Here is a 17,508-nt window from a genome sequence, read left to right on the forward strand (position 1 = left end):
GTCTGATCGTCGATAACGAAATGCGGCACCCCGCGGGCTCATCGGGCTCGCGGGGTGTCGCGCGTCCGGCGCCCTTCCTGTTGCTCTCCATCCGCGGTGAGGACGAAGCCGCCGAGGACGAATACCTGGCGATGATGCGGTTCGCCGGGCTCGATACCACCGGCATGCGGCGCATCCGGTTGACGCACGAAGCGCTCGGGCACATCGACCTCGACGACTGGTCCGGAATCATCCTCGGCGGCGGGCCCTACAACATGAGCGATCCCGCGGAGGTGAAGTCGGCCACTCAGCAGCGGGTCGAATCGGAGCTGCTGGAACTCATCGGGCGCATCGTGGACCGCGACTTCCCGTTTCTCGGCTGCTGTTACGGCGTGGGCACATTGGGCACCGTTGTCGGGGCGGTCATCGACCGTACGTACCCGGAACCCGTCGGCGGCATGAAGGTCACGGTCACCGACGCGGGACGCGACGATCCACTCTTCACCGAGCTGCCCGATGTCTTCGATGCCTACGGCGGACACAAGGAAGCCGCGGCGGTGCTGCCACCCGAGGCACTGTGCCTGGCGACCTCACCGCAATGCCCGGTTCAGGCGTTTCGGGTCAGACAGAACGTCTACGCCACACAATTCCATCCCGAGCTCGACCTGGACGGCCTCGACGTCCGCCTTGATGCCTACAAGAACCATGGTTACTTCGCACCGGAGTCAGCGGAGCAGTTGAAACTCGAAGCGCGGCAATGGAAAGTGCGGTATCCGCAGACCATTCTGCGCCGGTTCGTGGACCGGTATGCGCGCTGACGGTTGGTCTTCCTGCTGCCGGGGCACTCCACGGTGATGCACACCGTCGAGTACTCCCCCGGCCGGTCCGCAGATGTCTACGGCGATCCGGCGCAACCGACAGTCCTGATGTGGCACGGTGCCCAGACCGATTCGCGCACTGCGATGCGGCCGCTGGCCGAACGGGTGCATGCGCACGAGCTCGCGGCCGTGCTGGCCGACTGGGACTCACACGCCGACGATCGTGGGCGCAGCGACCTGTTGGCATCGGCGGCGTTTTCGCGTGAGCACGCCGGCGATCGGCCGCTCGTTGTCGTCGGCTGGTCGATGGGTGGCCTGGCCGCGGCCGGTCTCACGGTCCACGCCCGTGAGTTCGATGTCGCCCACACCGTCTGCCTCGCAGGGGCATTCATGGTCGCCGATCCCATCAGCGGATCGCCGTTGCCCGGCGAGCTGGAGGGCGACCCTGTTCCGTTCACGCTGTTGCACGGCGCGCGCGACGATGTCGTCCCCGTCGAGGCGAGCCAGAGATTCGGCGAGACGCTCGAGCGCAACGGCTGGCCCGTCTCGTGCGTCGTGCTGGAGGCCGATCACGGGTCCATCGCCGGCGCGACCTACGACCCTGTCGCCGACCGCTACTCGGAAGCCTCGGATCCGGCGTCGCTATCGGTGGCGACGGATGTGGCGGCGCGAATCGCTGCCACGTTCTGATCTACTCCGCGGTGTCGATGCGGTGGGCCCACCGCAGGTGCCCGCCGCCCATGTCGGTACACACGAACGCCACCCCGTCAGAGCCCTGGGCGGACAAGTTCTGTTCGGGGCAGTCCATCGCGACGTTGTGGATGCCGACCAGGGGCCCAGCCGGCGTCCATACACCCACCCTGTTGCAGACGAAGGTCGCACCGGTGGGACCGAGTCCGTAGTTGAAATACTTGCCGGGCTTGCAGGGCGTCCCCTCGACGACATTGCGCGGGACATTGGGAACGCAGTCGGCGGAATAGCACACCGCCGACGCGTGGGGAGCAAGAGTGATCGAGGCGGCGGCGCACGTCAGGGCCGCCGTCAGCGCCGCGATGTGTGAGCTCGCCATCTCTCGATGGTGACACTCGAATACGAAGTTCGGTGCAAAATCACTTGACCTCAACAATGGTTCAGGTCGCAGAGTCGAATACATGACTACTTCGACGACGCAGTTGACCCGCATTCGGGACGATCTCTGGCAGACCCGGACGGACACGCCCTTCCCGGGCCTCACCACACACGCGTATCTGTGGCGAGGACCACGTGGCAACGTGCTGTTCTACAGCCCCGCCACGGAGGCGGATTTCGACGCGCTCGACGCGCTGGGTGGCGTCAGCGCGCAGTATCTGTCGCATCTCGATGAGGCCGGCCCGAACCTGAAAGGATCGAAGAACGCTTCGGTCGCCGACTGCACGCGCCGGAGCCAGAGATCGACGCCATTGCAGAGCACGCGCGCGTCGACGTGGCGGTCGGTAGTGTGCGCCACGTCGATGGCAGCGGTGTCGAGGTGCTTCCCACGCCGGGCCACTCCCCAGGTAGCACAAGCTATCTCGTGACCGGCGTGACGGGTGAGCGCTATCTGTTCACCGGTGACACCATGTTCCCGACCGCGTCGGGGACCTGGGCGACCTTCCTGGTTCCGGGTCGCGGCGACGCCGGCCAGCTGCGCGAGAGTGTGAAACTGCTGGGCACTGTCGCGCCGGACCTGGTGATCTCGAGTGCCTTCGGTGGCGAGACGGCCTGGATGACCGTCGACCCGCGACAGTGGGCCGAATGCGTGGCGCAAGCGCTGGCGACCGTGCCGTCGTAGATCCGGTTTGCCGGGCATGCCGGCCGGCACCCGGCGTGCATGTTCTCTGCGGTATCCGTGGCCCTCGTTTGTGAAAGCAACGACGGTTTTCACCGTCGTTGCGTCGGTGGATTCACAAACGGGGTCGCGCTAGGGCGTGCGCTGGTCGTAGGTGTCATGCCATCGCCACCACTCGTACGGAGGGCCCTGCGGATAGCCCTCCGGTGAATCCTCCCAATCTTCCTGCCGACCGAGCGGCGTCACGTCGAGCAGGTTCCAGGTGTTGACGAACACCTCGTCCCCGCGCCCGTTCACGAGATACGTGCGGTAGACGCGGTTCTCGTCGTCGCGGATGAAGACGTTGGTGCCGTGCCAGTCCTTGACGCCGAAATCCTCGTCGAAGGCTGCGTCCTTGCCGGGGAGGATCGTGTACCACGGGATATGGTCCCAGCCCATTTTCGCCTTCATCCGCTGCAGCTCGGGTTGCGTTGCGCGCGAGACGTATACAAGCGCGGTGTCGCGGGCATTGAGATGGGCAAGGTTCGGAACGTGGTCAGCCATCAAGGAGCAGCCGACGCAACCGTGGTCGGGCCAACCCGGAAGCCCGGGAACATCACCGTCGCCGGTGCCGGGTTCGATGAACGCGCGGTACACGAGCAGCTGGCGTCGGCCATCAAACAGGTCCAGCAGGCTGACCCTGCCCTGGGGACCCTCAAAGGTGTAGGTGTTGTCGACGGCCATCCACGGCATCCGCCGGCGTTGGGCCGCCAGCGCATCGCGAGCCCGCATCAGCTCCTTCTCCTTGACGAGCATCTCCTGCCACGCAGCCTCCCACTCTTGTGCGGCGACGATTGGTGGTGGCTTCATTTGTATCCCCTCCCTCGTGATTCCGTGGCGAGGTCGTCAGAGCGCCCTGCCTGAAGGCGCGACCAGTGCGCGATCGGTCGCCCCTTGCTGCGCATAGGTTGGCGATCCTCCGCGAGCGGATATATCGGCCAGCCCAGTGGTGAGTCCTCCCACTCTTCCTGGCGTCCGTACGCGGTCAGGTCCATCAGCGCCAGGCTGAAATCCATGGCTTCGACCCCGCGGCGGGTCGTCCAGTAGGTCTCGAAGACACGGTCGCCGTCGCGCAAATAGCAAATCAGGTGCATGAGATTCTTCTGGCGTCCGACGAGCAGCGTCTCGAGCGAGTCCTGCGCCGAGTACCACGGCATCTCCCATCCCATGAAATCGCGGTAGCGGCGGCTTTCGTCGTAGGGGCCCTGGCAGAACACCGCGTAGGTGATGCCCCGAGAGTGAAGGTACGACAGTTCGGTGACCTGGCTGGCGCACCATGTGCAGCCTTCACACTGTGCGGGCGCCGGGTGGCCGGCATGCCACATGAAGTAGTACGCGATCAGTTGCGAGCGCCCCTCGAACGTATCGAGCAGGGTGACCGGCCCTGGCGGGCCGAGCAGCGTTGTAGTGGAGGCGATCTCGACCATCGGCAGACGCCGGCGGGCCGCGGCGATCGCGTCGCCTTCGCGGGTGTGGGCCTCCCGAACCCGTAAGGCATCGATCGCCGCCTGCCACGTCTCGCGGTCGGCGACCTCAGGCATCGAGGTCATGACGCTGCTTCCAGTTCACTCTTGAGGTTGGCCAGTTTCCATGGCCATCCGCCGGAGATCAGGCCGCGCACAGTGCTTTCCGGTGGAAACTCGTCGTGGACGACGGTCAGCTTCACCTGGCCGTCCTCCACTGGTTCGATCTCGAAGGTGACCTTCGACCGCCTCTCGGCCGCCGCCTTTTCCACGACGTCCTCATCGAGGCCCAGCGTCACCAGTTCGGGCACGAAGGTGTGGAAGGTGAACGCGAGCCGCCGATACGGCTCCGACTCGAGAATCACCTGCTCCGGATCCGTGATCTCCAGCCCGGTGCAGTCGGACCACACATACGACGAGCCCTTCTTGAAGTCCGACACCAAGGCGTGACCCATATACCTGTTGGAGAAGGCCGGGTCGGTGATGGCCTGCCACAGGCGTTCGGGTGTGGTGCGGATATAGGTGACATAGACGAATTCGCTGCTGCTCATCGGGTGGGTCTCCAATGCTGTCTTGAGGTCCGCGAGCGTCTGCACCCGCGGCGGTCGTACTGATGGATCCAGCGGTCGGCTATCGCGTTGATCGGTTCCGCGTTGAGGTAGTGCAACTTCTCCCGCCCCCGCCACACGGTGGTGATCAGATTGGCCGCTTCCAACACGGCGAGGTGCTTGCTCACCGACTGGCGGGCCATCGACAACCCCGAGCACAGATCGCGCAGCGTCTGGCCGTTGCGGTCGTTGAGGCTGTCGAGAAGCAAGCGCCGATTCGGGTCGGCCAGCGCCTTGAAAACGTCGTCCATCCCTGCCACCCGGTATATGCAGCCAGTTGGTTGCATTTCTGACGATAGGCAGCCAGATGGCTGCGTGTCAATGGTGAGGCTTGATCTATACCCCGCCGAGCGTGCGCTCGTCGCGAGAATGGCCCCGAACTTCGCAGCCAGCGCACATTCCGCGCGGTTAGGAGGAGGCGTTGAGTTCCTCGAAGCGTGCCACTGCCCAGTCGCGGTCATCGGGTTCGAAGTTCTCGATGTGTGTCACCTGCCCCGTCTCGACGAGCAGCACTGTGACGAGTTCAACCTCAACCGCGACGCCGTCGGGTGACGTGCCCCTCACGACTACGTCGCACACGATGCCCGTGGCCGAATGCGAAAGAACATCGGCGAGGTCGAAGCGCATGTCTGGAACGAGGTCCGCAAACGCGCGAATCGACGTCCAGTAATCCGCGATCGTGTCGCGCCCAGTCGCAAGCTGTCGGTGATTGACAAAAAGCGCATCCGCGGCGTGGGCGGCGAGGACGGCATCCCAGTCGCGGCGGTTCGCCGCCTCCAGTAGTCCCAGCAAGGCCTCGATAACTCCCGGATACTTCACCTCCCCCGAGGCAATCCAACGCGCGTCGAGTTCTCTCATCGCAGCATCAAGGTGATCGCTGTCGAAAATCACACAGTGACATACCAATCCGGCTTCCATGACTTCCGTGATCGACAAGTCCTCCACCGTGGTCGGCTGACCGGGCGCGTCGGTGTCGCGGAACCAGTCACGGCACAGCACTAGACGGTGTCCGCGGATGGCGACTGGCTCGTCAGTCCACCGCCAACTATCGGGCGCTTCGGAGATCATGCTGGGAACGAACTCATGGCGAAGTAAACCCTCGCTGCGCAAGCCTTTCCGTCGGTCGTCGTAGCGCCCATCGGGGGTGATAAGGCTGCGGAAGACATCGAGGTCACGGTTGTTGAAAGCATCGAGTAGCTGTGTCCGGACCAGCGCTGCGGTGTTTTCGAGCCGATGTGCCGGCCGATTGAGGTCGTCGAACCGCGCGAGCGCAGCGTCCAGATCGACTTCGTCGAACACCTCGCAGCGGCTCAGCGCATGACCGTCGACCGTAAGCAAGATCAGTTCGCGCCATTCACCGTCGAATCCCTCTTGAGACGTGGCCTTCACCACCTGGGTGACGACAGCTCCCAGGGTGTCGAGCCGATGGACGACCTCAGCGTAGGCGCGGATCTTCGGAACGACGTCCCACGTGGCGCTGACCAACGGGATCTGTTCACCCGGCGCGAAGGAGGCGCCGCCACGCCGGTGGTCGATGTTCACCCAGTCCGGGGTGGTCTTGAAGAGCTCGCGCCGGTTGAACGCGGCGTAGCCATCGGCGACAGCCGACCATGTGCGGGCGTGTGGGGCGGCCTCGCCTGCGAGGTATCGGGCTTCGAGTTCGTCGAAGGCGGCATCGATGTCGTCGCTGTCGAAGTTGACGATGTCGACCACCAGGTCATCGTCGTCGACCTCCAACACGGATAGTAGTTCTACAGTGATCGGTCGTTCTATATCCGCGATGTCGCGGTAGGTCTGGTGAATCAATGAAAGGTGCGAACCTCTGATCGCTACGGCTTCGATGTCGGTCCGCCAGCTTTCGGGGACTTCGAACACGGCCTGCGCAGCTTTTGTGCGTTCGACTCCGGAGTGGATGGCATTCAGGCCTTTTCGGCGGTCATCTACTCGCCCGGCTGGGGCGACAAGTGCGAGAAATGCACTCTGGTTGCGGTTGTTGAACGCTTCTGCGGCGCGAGTCCAGGCCTCCGTCGCAGCGTTCTCGAGCCGAGGTGCCGGCCGGCTGAGTTCGTCGAATCGCGCTACTGCGGTATCGAGGTCCGCTTCGTCAAAGATCTCACAGCGGTTTATCGCCTCACCGTCAAACGTCAGGAGGGTCACCTCACGCCACTCGGCGAGGAAGCCCTTGCGTGAAGTGCCGCTCTCGGTGTGCGTGAAGACAGCCCCCGTCTCGCTCAGCCGATGCACGGCTTCGATGCGTGTGCTGATGTCGGACGCGAGCTTCCACGATTCGCGAACGTAGGCGTGCACATCGCCAGGCGCAGAAGCGATCACTTGGCGGTGGTCGATGTTCACCCAGTCGTCAGTGGTCGCGGACAGTTCGTGCCGGTTGAAGGCGTCATAGGTCCGGATGACGAGTGACCAGGTGTGCGCGAAGGATGCGGCTTCCCCGGCAAGGTAGCGCATGTCGAGATCTTCTAGCGCGGAGGCGATGTCGTCAGGATCGAACGCTACAACGCGGTTTATCAATCCGTTCGAACCCAGTTCGACGACACCCACCAGCTCGTTCGTCACTGGTCGCTCAGGAATGTTCTCGTCGACCCAGAAAGTACGAATCAGTGAGAGACGTGCACCTCTCACGGCGATGGGGTCGGCTTCCATTTGCCAGCCGTGGGGTGCAAGTTCGAACATCAGGCCGGCATGTGCTCGTTGGTCTGGACCGGAGATCAGAGCCTGTAGACCTTTGCGGCGATCGTCGACCTGGCGGTCGGCGGTGACGAGCTCAAGGTAAGCGTCGAGGTCGCGTCGGTTGAATGCATCCACTACCGACGCCCACTTTCTCGTTACGGTGTTCTCGATTCGTGGCCGCGGCCTATTGAGTTCATCGAATCGAGCGAGTGCGGCATCAAGGTCGGCCTCGTCGAACAACTCACACCGCTCGATCGAATCTCCCTTGACGGTGAGGAGCTGAACAAATCGCCATTCGGCATCGAAGCCCTCCGGCGACGTACCGCGGGTTACAGCCGTGATGAGCACCGCCGCGTCGCTTAGGCGGTGCACCACTTCGATGTGGGCGCTCAAGTCGGGAGTCACATCCCAGACGGCCGGATGCTTCGACGCGGCGGAGACGTCGGATGCGAACGGTGTGCCCCGCCGGTGGTCGAAAAAGGTCCAGTCCCGGTCGAAATGCTCATGGCGATTCAACGCCGTATATGCCTGTGTCACAACCGACCACGTTTGCGCGTGGACCAGCGCCTCCCCCACGGCGTACCTGGCGTCGAGATCTGCGAACGCAAGCGTGAAATCCTCAAGGTCGAACACCGTGTTCGCGACCAGCCGGTTGGCAGCATCGGTTTCGACGATCAGGAGTGCTTCTGCAGCGACCTCATCGCTTGGCAGTGCGCGAGCCGCGAATCGGCTGCGGCACAACGCGAGGCGCTCCCCGCGAGTCGCGATGACGGGCGACCCCATGTACTTCAAGCCAACGTCAGCAACGGACTGCATGTTCTCGACATGGATTGCGCGACCGCGCCGAACGCCGGCATTGACGACCCGGCGGTGATCGTAGGAGGTGAAGTCCTCGGCCATAACCTGTTGCAATGTCTCCCAGTCCCGCGCCTCAAAGCACGCCAACGCGCGTGTCAACGCACGGGTGGCTGCGTTCTCCGGCTGACGCGGGCGAGCGCTCAGCTCGTCGAACTTGGAGATCGCAATGTCCAGATCGGCTTCTTCGAACAGGTCGCAGCGATTCGTGGCGGTGCGGTCAATCGTCAGCAGGGCGATCATCCGCCATTCGGCATGAAAGCCTTCTGGCGAACGGCCATACGCCGTGTGCGTGAGGACGGCACCGCGATCGTTCAACCGATGAACGCACTCGATATACATCTTGTTGTCCGGTGTGACGTCCCAAGCGGATCGGATATAGGCGGCAAGATCTTCCGCGGCGAAGGTTTCGCGTACTCGGTGGTCGACAGTCTCCCAACTCAATATGCGCGGAACTTCGTGCCTGTTGAACATGGCGTAGGCCTCTGCGATGCCCGACCACACCTCGGCATACGGGGCTGCTTCACCCGCTAGGTATCGGGCGTCGAGTTCCGCGAAGGCGGCGTCGGTGTCGTCGAGATCGAAGACCACCATTGACGTAGCGCGTTCGTCGGCGCCGATCTCGACGATGACGACCGACTGGTTATCGAACGCCTCCGGCCCCTCGTCGCGGATGAACACTCGGCTACGAGTTAGGAACAGCCGGTCGCCGCGAGTCGCAATGACGTCGGAGGTTATATGTGTACCGCCGAGCTCCGTGACTGTGCGCGCATCGGCCATCGCGGCATCGCGACCGTGCCGGATACCCGCGTTCACCACACGGCGACGGTCGTCCACCCAATACCTCTCTGCCAGCATTTTGGCCGAGGCGTCATAGTCGTGGGCTGCATGGTGCTCAAGGAGACGGTCATACATCCGTGTTGCGCTGTTTTCGAGCTGTGGTGCTGGGCGGTTTAGTTCTTCGAACTTCGCGAGCGCAGCGTCAGCGTCGGTTTCGTCGAACAACTCGACACGGCTCAGCAGGCCACCATCGAACATCGCGAGCGTGATCACGCGCCACTCGGCGGAGAAGCCCTGGGGTGACGTTCCGGTCGCCACCCGTGTGACGACCGCCCCGAGATCGCTCAGCCGGTGCACCGCCTCGATGTAATTGGAGATGTTTGGTGCTAACTCCCACGATGTATGGACGTACGGAAACAGTTGTCCTGGTGTAAATGTCGTCACCTTCCTGTGATCGATGTTGATCCAGTCGGGTGTCGTTGCAGGCAGTTCGCGGCGGTTGAACGCGGCGATGGCGTTCGAGAGGGCAGTCCACGTATGGAGGTGGGCTGCGCCGTCGCCGGCTCCGTATCGTGCGTCCAGTTCCGCGAAGGCGGCATCCATACCATCGCGGTCGAACATCACGCATGCCACGATCCGGTCGTCGACGTTTGTTTCGATGACCGCGAGAATCTCGGTGTGAAACGCCTCGGGCCGCTGGTCTCGGCCGGAGGTGCGAAACCGACTCAGCGCGAGGCGATGACCTCGGGTAGCGAGCACCGTCGAGGTCAGCGTCCGGGTTCCGACGTCGGCGACGGCCTGCCAGTCGGCGACGTTGAGTTTGGGTCCTCGCCGTTCCCCCACTCCGACTACCGGTCGCCTGTCGTCCGTGCGGACGTTTCCGGCGAGCGTGTCCGCCATACCGGCCCAGTCACGGGCGCCGAAGCACTCGCAGAATCGGTCGGCCGTCCGGCTCGCAGAGTTTTCTGGTCGTTGCGGAGATCGGTTGAGCTCGTCGAAGCGAGCAAGCGCGTTGTCGAAGTCATCCTCGTCGAAAAGTTCTGACCGGTTGATTCGATCGCCTCGAACCGTCGTCAATCCGATCTCGCGCCACTCGGCAGTGAAACCTTCGCGCGACGTACCTTGAATGACGCGGGTGACCAGGGCTCCAATGTCGGTGAGGCGGTGTACCGCTTCGATGTAGATGCTGATGTCTGGATCGAGAACATCCCAGGTGGCCTTTAAGAATGGCTCAAGCTCGTTCGGGGCGAACGACGTCACTCGCCGATGGTCGACGTTGATCCAGTCCGGCGTCGTCTGCGGCAACTCATGCCGAAGCACGGCGGCGTAGGCGCCGGCGATGACCGACCACGCGTGTGCGTGAGCGGCTGCTTCTCCGGCGAGGTAACGTGTTTCGAGTTCCTCGAACGCAGCATCGATGTCGACGATGTCCCACACAACCACCGCTGAGAACAGTCCGTCGGCGTTGATCTCGATAGCCTGTATGACATCGAGTTGACTCGCCCCCGGATCCCGACCCGCAGCGCGAAAACGTGTGAGCGCGAGCCGCTCACCGCGGACGGCGACGACTTCTGATGACAGGTTCCCCCACAGCCCAATATCGACAGCCGACCGAATGTCTTCAATCGCGTGGGCTCGACCATGTCGCACTCCTGAGTTCACGATTCGACGTCGATCATCGTAGTAATAATCATCGGTGAACAGGCTTGCTATGGTCTCCCAGTCCTTCGCCGCCAGGTGCGTGCGGAATCGCACTCCCGCTCTGCTGGCGGCATTTTCGCACCGCGATTCGGGCCGGCTGAGCTCCTTGAATCTCGCGGTGGCGGCTTCAAGGTCGGTTTCGTCGAAGAGCTCGCAGCCGCTGACCAGTGGACCGTCGGTGGTCATCAAGTTGAGCATCCGCCATTCGGCCGGAAACCCCTCAGCTGTCGTTCCGCGGGAGACCTGCGTGACGAGCGCTACTTTGTCGCCTAGCCGGTGCACTGTCTCGATGTAGTTGTGAAGATCTGGAGTGAGTTCCCAGAGGGCGGCGGTCACTTCCCGAAGATCACTGGTGGCAAGCGGTGTCCCCCGACGGTGATCGACGTTTGACCAGTCTGCCGTCGACGGCGGAATTTCGTGGCGAGCGAGGCTGGCGAAGACATCCACAACAACCGTCCACGTCTGGGCGTGACTCGCGGCTTCGCCTGCGATGTAGCGAGTTTCGAGTTCTGCGAATGCCGCTTCGAGACTGTCGGGGTCGAACGCGGCGTACGATGCGAACCGGTTGTTGGCGTCGACTTCGATGATTTCGATTGTATCGGCGTGGAAACCACGTTCGCCCGAATACCGGGTCTGTTTGAGGACGAGTCGCTCCCCGCGGGTGGCGATGACATCTGACGATCGAATGGTGACCCCGATTTGAGCCAGGGCCTGCAGATTTGCGATTTGTGCATTCTTGCCGGTTATGACCGCAGCGCTCACGGTATGACGGCGGTCATCCATGATGATGTCCTCGGTGAAGACTTCACCTAGGGCATCCCAATTTCGCTCCGCAAACAGAGCGCGAAATCGGTCAGCCACTCGGCTGGCTGCGTTTACGACTCGGGGTTCCCGCCGACTCAGCTCATCGAACTCCGTCAACGCGGCATCAAGATCGACTTCGTCGAATATCTCACAGCGACTTACCAGCTCGCCCTCGACCATCACAAGGTCGATCTCTCGCCACTCCGCGTAGAAGCCTTCTCGCGAGGTACCGGTCACCGCTCGAGTCACGACTGCTCCCAGCTCAGAGATCCTGTGGACCGCCGCGACGCGGATGTCGAGATCGGGTGTCTCAGCCTGGGAGGTGCGAATGTAGGCACCGAGTCGGCCGGCTGTGACCGGCGCCAACCGTCTGTGATCGACATTCACCCAGTCGGACGTCGTCGGCGCCAGTTCGTTGCGATTCAGTGCCGCATAGCCTCTGGCGATGACCGTCCACGTCTGTGCGTATGCGGAGCCCTCGCCGGACATGTACCTGGTGTCGAGTTCCTCATGGGCGCCCCCGGCGTCGTCGAGATCGAATGTGACGAGCGATGCTATCCGCTCGTCGGAGTCGATCTCGACCAGTTGAAGCAGGTCGACCTGGAACGCATCGGACACTCCGTCGGCGCTGACGGCGTACCGGACAGATGTCAGGGCCAGGCGTGAGCCCCGGGTAGCAAGAACGGCTGTGGTCGCATCCGGATCGCCGAAATTCGTGACAGCTCGGAAGCTTTCGACCACAGCATCGGAGCCATGCAGATCGACATTGACCACCTGGCGTCGGTCATAGCCCTCGAAGCCGTCGCCCACCAGGTCGGCCAAGGCGGCCCAATCTCGCGCCCTGAAGCACAAGTACAAGCGGTCACTTACTCTGGTCGCTGTGTTCTCGAGCCGATGCACCGGACGGCTGAGCTCGTCGAATCGGGCGAGTGCGGTGTCGACATCCGTTTCGTCAAAGAGTTCGTACCGTTCGATCTGGTCGCCATCGATCAGCAGGATGTTGACCACCCGCCACTCGGCTTCGAAACCGCCTTTCGTTACGCCGCGAGACCGGGTGGTGACGACCACACCGCGTTCGCTGATCCGATTAACTACCTCGATGTACGTCCGTAGATCCGGCGTGAAGTCCCGTTGGGTGATTACGGCGGGCGTCAGGTCATCTGGCGCATACCGGGTCAGCCGGCGGTGATCAACGCTCGGACAATCCACCCCTTCGTATTCGGGTCGGTTGAAGGCTGCCGTGAGCTGTGTGACTGTCGACCACGTCTGCGCAAACGGCTCAGCCTCGCCGGCCGAGTATCGTGCGTCGAGTTCGGCTATCGCGGCGTCGAAGGCCTCGAGGTCGAACACGATTCTGGCTGTCATCCGACCGTCGTCGTCGATCTCCACCACATCCAGCGTCTCGGCTGTGAACCCGTCTGACGTCGTCCTACGGTTTTCAAACAGGGTGTGGCTGAGACAGAGACGGTCGCCTCGTAACGCAATGGGGGTGATTGTGATCCGTGGACCGACAGACGCAATTGCTCGGATGTTCTCGAGCGCTGTGGCACGATCGTTGCTCACGCGGCGAAGTCCCTGTCGCCGGTCTTCGGTGAGATAGTTCTCAACCAGGAGCGCACCAATCTCATCCATACGGTTCTCGACGTAGAGCCCGTTCGCTCGGTCATCAGCTCGAGTCGCAGCATTCTCGAGCGGACCCTGCTGACGACGCTCGTTGAGGCGCGCATGCAGGGCATCCAACTCTGCATGCGCGGCGCCCAGGTCGTCGGCGTCGAACCAAACCTGCAACGAGATGTGACCGTCGTCGTCGATGCCGTAGATCTGCAAAAATTCGTCCTGCGGCGCACCTGGACTCATGTCGGTGCTGCCCACGAACAATCGGGAGAGCGCCAAGTGGTCGCCTCGCACCGCGACAACCGATTGGCTGATCCGTACGTTACCGCTCGTCTCGAAGATGGTTCTGTTCTGGTGCACCCAGTTGCCTTGCTGCAGATCGGCTTGTGTGAACCCGATGATCCTCCGTCGACTCTCGACGACATCCTCTGCAGCGAAAAGCCGTTCGAACTCGTCCCACGCCTGTCGGTTGATGGCATTGATCACGCGCTGCCCCACCTCGACGCACGCATTGGACAACTCGACAACCGGTTGCTTGGCGGCGCTCGGCTCGGGTGCCGCAAACGTCCCCAGAAGCTTCCGTGCCTTCTCCGTAAGAGCAGCAGCACCTTTCCGGTCGTACAGCGTGACCGCCTGCTCTGCCGCGACGCGCATTCCAGCTGCATCACCAGCAATATGCAGAACCGTCGCCAACGCCAGGCAGGCATCGCCGTGATCGACCAGGGCATCCGTCGCGCCCGCCAGGCTCACCGCCTCTTCCGCAACCTCCCTGGCCCGACCGTGGGCACCGGCGCGGGCGAGCAGATGTGCCCTGACCGAGCGCCACGCGATCGACGCCTTCGACCCATGTCCGGCGAGACGTTCGCTCACTGAACATAATTCGTCCGCCTCGTCGGCTCGATCCAAAGCGAGGCAGGCCCGCGCCAACAACGCCGCCGTGTCCGCCGTGTCGATGTCGAGACCCATACGGTGGAAACCCTCATAGGCCCGACGCAAGTACGGTTCGGCGGCTGCCGCGTCGTCGGCCACCAACTCGATGATGCCCGCGAACTGGTCGACCTCCAGAAGCGCGTGACGCAGGCCGAGTTCGGTCAGCGTCCGTCTCGCCGACTCGATCAGGCGACGTCCCTCGGCGGCCCGTCCCCGGAGCGCGTCGAGCACCGCTTGACACCGCGTCGACGTCGCCTCCACCAGCGGTGACCCGGTCGTGATGCGTAGAAGGCGCACCACATCCAGACACCGACCGCCCGCACGCGGAACCGGATTGGGTCCCCATAGCGCCGCCAGCGGCGCACCCGCGAGTACTGCGTTGACCCGGCTGTGGTCACGGGCCCGTCGTGCCGCCGTCAGTGCCTGGTCCAAAGCCGTTTCGCAGTCACCGATGCGGCCCAGACGCGCCAGGCATCCGGCGCGGACGGTGTGCGCCTTGGCCTCCCCCGCGGCGTCGTCCAACGCCGCCAGTCGTTCGGCGGCCACGTTCACCGCCGACTCGATATCGTCGAGCCGCTCGGGATCGGTGAGCATCGAAAGCTCACCGTCAAAACAGATCCCCCATGCCCCGAGCCTGCCCGAATCGCCAGCAGTCGCGCGTAATTGCGTTACCGCATCTTTGGCTGATGTCACATCGCCGGCGGCGAGCAACGCCTCGCAGTGGGCGATCAGCAACTCGGCTTGCAACGCGTCGCGGTCGGGTAGTTCGTCGTCCAGTTCCTCGAGCGCATGGAGCGCACGGTCATAGAGGTCGGCCGCGCCTTCGTAAGCCACCCGCGACATCGCCTGATCCGCCGCACGCCGGCAGTATTCGACCGCCTTGACCGCGTTTCCGGCCCAAGCACATTCGAAGTAGTGATAGGCCAACTCGGCCAGCAGCTCGTCATCGGCGCCGGCTTCGCCTTCGAGCGTCCCCGCGATGCGCTGATGCAACCGCATGCGTCGCACGGAGGGAAGCTCGGCAAGCAGCGACTGCCGCACCAGGGCGTGATTGAACCGGTAACGGCCCCCGGGCTCCTCGATGACGATGCCCGACTTAGCGGCCTCGTCGAACGCATCCACAAGGTCTTCACCCACCACCTGCTCGACGAGTGTCAACGCGAACCGGCTCCCCACGACCGCGGCCGCCGCCAGCGCCTTGTTCGTCTCGGCCGTGAGTCGGGACAGCCTGCGGCTCACCGCCTCTCGGACACCCTGCGGCAGCGTGCTCGGATCCCAACGACCCCCGCTTTCCTCCACGTGGCGCAGGGCCTCGATCAGAAAGAACGGATTGCCACCTGTCACCGTCGCCAGCGCCCGGCCCAGTTCTTCGTCGTGGTAACCGACTTCAGCGACATAGGCGGTGACGTCGCCTTCTTCGAGGCCACTGAGCTGCAGCCGAGTCGCGGTACCGTCGCGGTGAAGGTCGGCGAGCATCGCGGCCAGCGGATGGGAGCGGTCGAGATCGGTGCTGCGGTACGTGCCGATGATCTGGACTCGAGCTTCATCCCCGAAACGCAGCAGGTGCCGCAACAACAACAGCGTCGGTTTGGCCGCCCAGTGAAGGTCGTCGAGGATCAGCACGACGGGGGCGGTCGCGGAGGCTGTACCCAGGAGAGCGACCACCGCGTCGAACATCGCGTAGCGCTCGGTGTCCGGATCGGCACGCGGCGGCACGGTCACGTCGGGCAGCGCATCGCCCAGTCCCGGCACCAACGGCAACAGCGACTCGACACCTCGCACGCTCCGCAGCCGGTTGGAGTCGACGCACGACACCAGCGAGCGCAATGCCTCGGCGAACGGCTGATACGGCGCGCCGAGGTCTTCATCGCAGCGGCCGTACAAGACGACGGCGCCCTGTTCGTACGCGTGACGCGACCATTCTCCGGCCAACCGCGTCTTGCCCACGCCCGGTTCGCCGGCGATCAGCACCGCCCGGGTGCCCGCCGCAAGGGTCGACTGCCATGCCGACACCAGTCGTTCCAGTTCATGCCCACGTCCGACGAACGGTCCCGGGCCGACGAGGACGCCGGGCAGCGCAGGCCGCACCATCGGTGCCTCGGTCGTGGGCGGAGCGGGATCGTCCGCGGTCTCCATGCGCAGTTCGAACACGTGCTCCGGTCGAGGAAGGTTGCGCAACCGGCGCGTGCCCAGGTCAGCGAGAACGACGTCATCCGGCAGCGAGTCGATGACAAGCTCGGCGGTCGCGCCGGAACACAGGATCTGACCACCCGTGGCCAGGGAACGCAGACGCGCAGCGCGGTTGACTGCCCGGCCGAAGTAGTCACCGTCCCGAAACTCCACTTCTCCGGTGTGGAGCGCCACCCGGATCCGCATCGGGTGCGCGAGCCGCCAATCCTCGTGACCGATGGCTCCCTGCAGTTCGATCGCGGCCGCCGCGGCCGCCGACGGCCGGTCGAACACCGAGAACGTCGCATCCCCTTCGCCGCGGGTCTTGATGAGCCGACCGCCGCGCGACGTGACGACCTGCTCAACGATCTCGTCGTGCCGGGCGAGCGCCCTCCCCATCGCGTCGGCATCGGCCTCCCACGCCGCCGTCGATCCCTCGATATCGGTCAGCAGGAACGTCACCGCGCGGGTGACCGTCGAAAGCTGCTGCGACTGAGGCATTTCCAACGCGGCATCCTGCGCGACGATCGCCGCCTCCAGCCTCCGCAACTCCGGTCCGGGATCGACACCCAGCTCCTCGGCCAACAGCGACCGCGCCCGCCTGTATGCGCCCAATGCCTCGCCCTGACGTCCCGCCCGGTACAGCGCGAGCATCAGGTGACCCCAACGACGTTCGCGCAGAGGCGCTTCGGCGATCGCGGACTCGAGTTCCCCTACGATCTCGGCGGCGCGACCCGTCGCGAGCAGGGCGTCGGCCCGGTCCTCCACCAGGGCGGCGTGACCTTCGAGCCAGCGCGTCTTCTCCGACGATCCCCGCGAGCTGTCCGGAAGTTCAGGAATGCCACGCCACAGGGCCAGCGCCTGGTCGAACAGGCTCACCGCGCGGGTCGGGTCGCCCGCGGCAAGGGCCTTACGGCCGAGTTTCGCGGCGGTCTTGTAGCCGACGGCGTCGATTTCGGTGGTGCTCAGGGTCCAGCCGGTGCCCTCCGTCAACACAAAGCCGTCCCCCAGGGCGCGACGCAGCGACGAGACGTGGGTCTGCAACGCCTTGGTGGCTGTCCGCGGCGGCTCGTCGCCCCAGAGCAGCGCGACGAGAGTGTCGGCCGACACGACCGAACCGCCGTGCAGCCCGAGCATGGTGAGGATGGCCCGGGGCTTGGCACCGGGGATGGCGACCGGCAACCCGTACTGCCGGACCTGCAGAGGTCCCAGAACCCCCAGTTCCACCTCTTGGAGCGTAATCACATCGCGATCGT

Annotated in this window: 6 protein-coding genes and 2 pseudogenes; 3 read left to right on the forward strand and 5 right to left on the reverse strand. The window is 64.1% G+C overall.

The window, feature by feature from the left end:
• Positions 1-20 precede the first annotated feature (20 nt).
• Together A5790_RS00430 and A5790_RS00435 are read left to right on the forward strand one after the other, a co-directional pair.
• Positions 21-797, forward strand: coding sequence for a glutamine amidotransferase (locus A5790_RS00430; RefSeq protein WP_066840492.1), 777 nt, complete (start codon positions 21-23; stop codon positions 795-797).
• Positions 798-833: 36 nt separating this feature from the next.
• Entirely contained in the window at positions 834-1,487 is a 654-nt protein-coding gene (locus A5790_RS00435; protein WP_066840588.1) for a S9 family peptidase, read from the forward strand.
• 1 nt (position 1,488) lies between these two features.
• On the opposite strand, the gene A5790_RS00440 is transcribed toward A5790_RS00435, so the two are convergent.
• A complete protein-coding gene (locus tag A5790_RS00440; RefSeq protein WP_066840496.1) occupies positions 1,489-1,866 on the reverse strand; it encodes a hypothetical protein in 378 nt (125 codons plus the stop codon).
• A gap of 82 nt (positions 1,867-1,948) precedes the next feature.
• Here A5790_RS00440 and A5790_RS00445 point away from each other — a divergent pair.
• A pseudogene (locus tag A5790_RS00445) lies at positions 1,949-2,607 on the forward strand (MBL fold metallo-hydrolase).
• Between the two features lie 129 nt (positions 2,608-2,736).
• On the opposite strand, the gene A5790_RS00450 reads toward A5790_RS00445, so the two are convergent.
• From A5790_RS00450 to A5790_RS00465, 4 genes and pseudogenes are all read right to left on the reverse strand, one after another.
• Positions 2,737-3,453 (reverse strand): DUF899 domain-containing protein, encoded by a 717-nt coding sequence (locus A5790_RS00450; RefSeq protein WP_066840498.1) that lies wholly within the window; start codon positions 3,451-3,453, stop codon positions 2,737-2,739.
• Positions 3,450-4,193 carry a DUF899 family protein gene (locus tag A5790_RS00455; RefSeq protein ID WP_066840500.1) on the reverse strand — a complete coding sequence of 248 codons (744 nt, stop codon included), beginning with the start codon at positions 4,191-4,193 and terminating at the stop codon, positions 3,450-3,452. Before A5790_RS00455 ends, A5790_RS00450 begins: the two co-directional genes overlap by 4 nt.
• Positions 4,190-4,965 (reverse strand): annotated as a pseudogene (locus A5790_RS00460) (ArsR/SmtB family transcription factor). Before A5790_RS00460 ends, A5790_RS00455 begins: the two are co-directional and overlap by 4 nt.
• Positions 4,966-5,122: 157 nt before the next feature.
• Positions 5,123-17,389: a BTAD domain-containing putative transcriptional regulator gene (locus A5790_RS00465; protein ID WP_231987561.1), complete on the reverse strand. Its 12,267-nt coding sequence runs from the start codon at positions 17,387-17,389 to the stop codon at positions 5,123-5,125.
• Between the last annotated feature and the right edge of the window lie 119 nt (positions 17,390-17,508).

Source organism: Mycobacterium sp. 852002-51152_SCH6134967, assembly GCF_001667105.1.
Lineage (GTDB): Bacteria > Actinomycetota > Actinomycetes > Mycobacteriales > Mycobacteriaceae > Mycobacterium > Mycobacterium neumannii_A.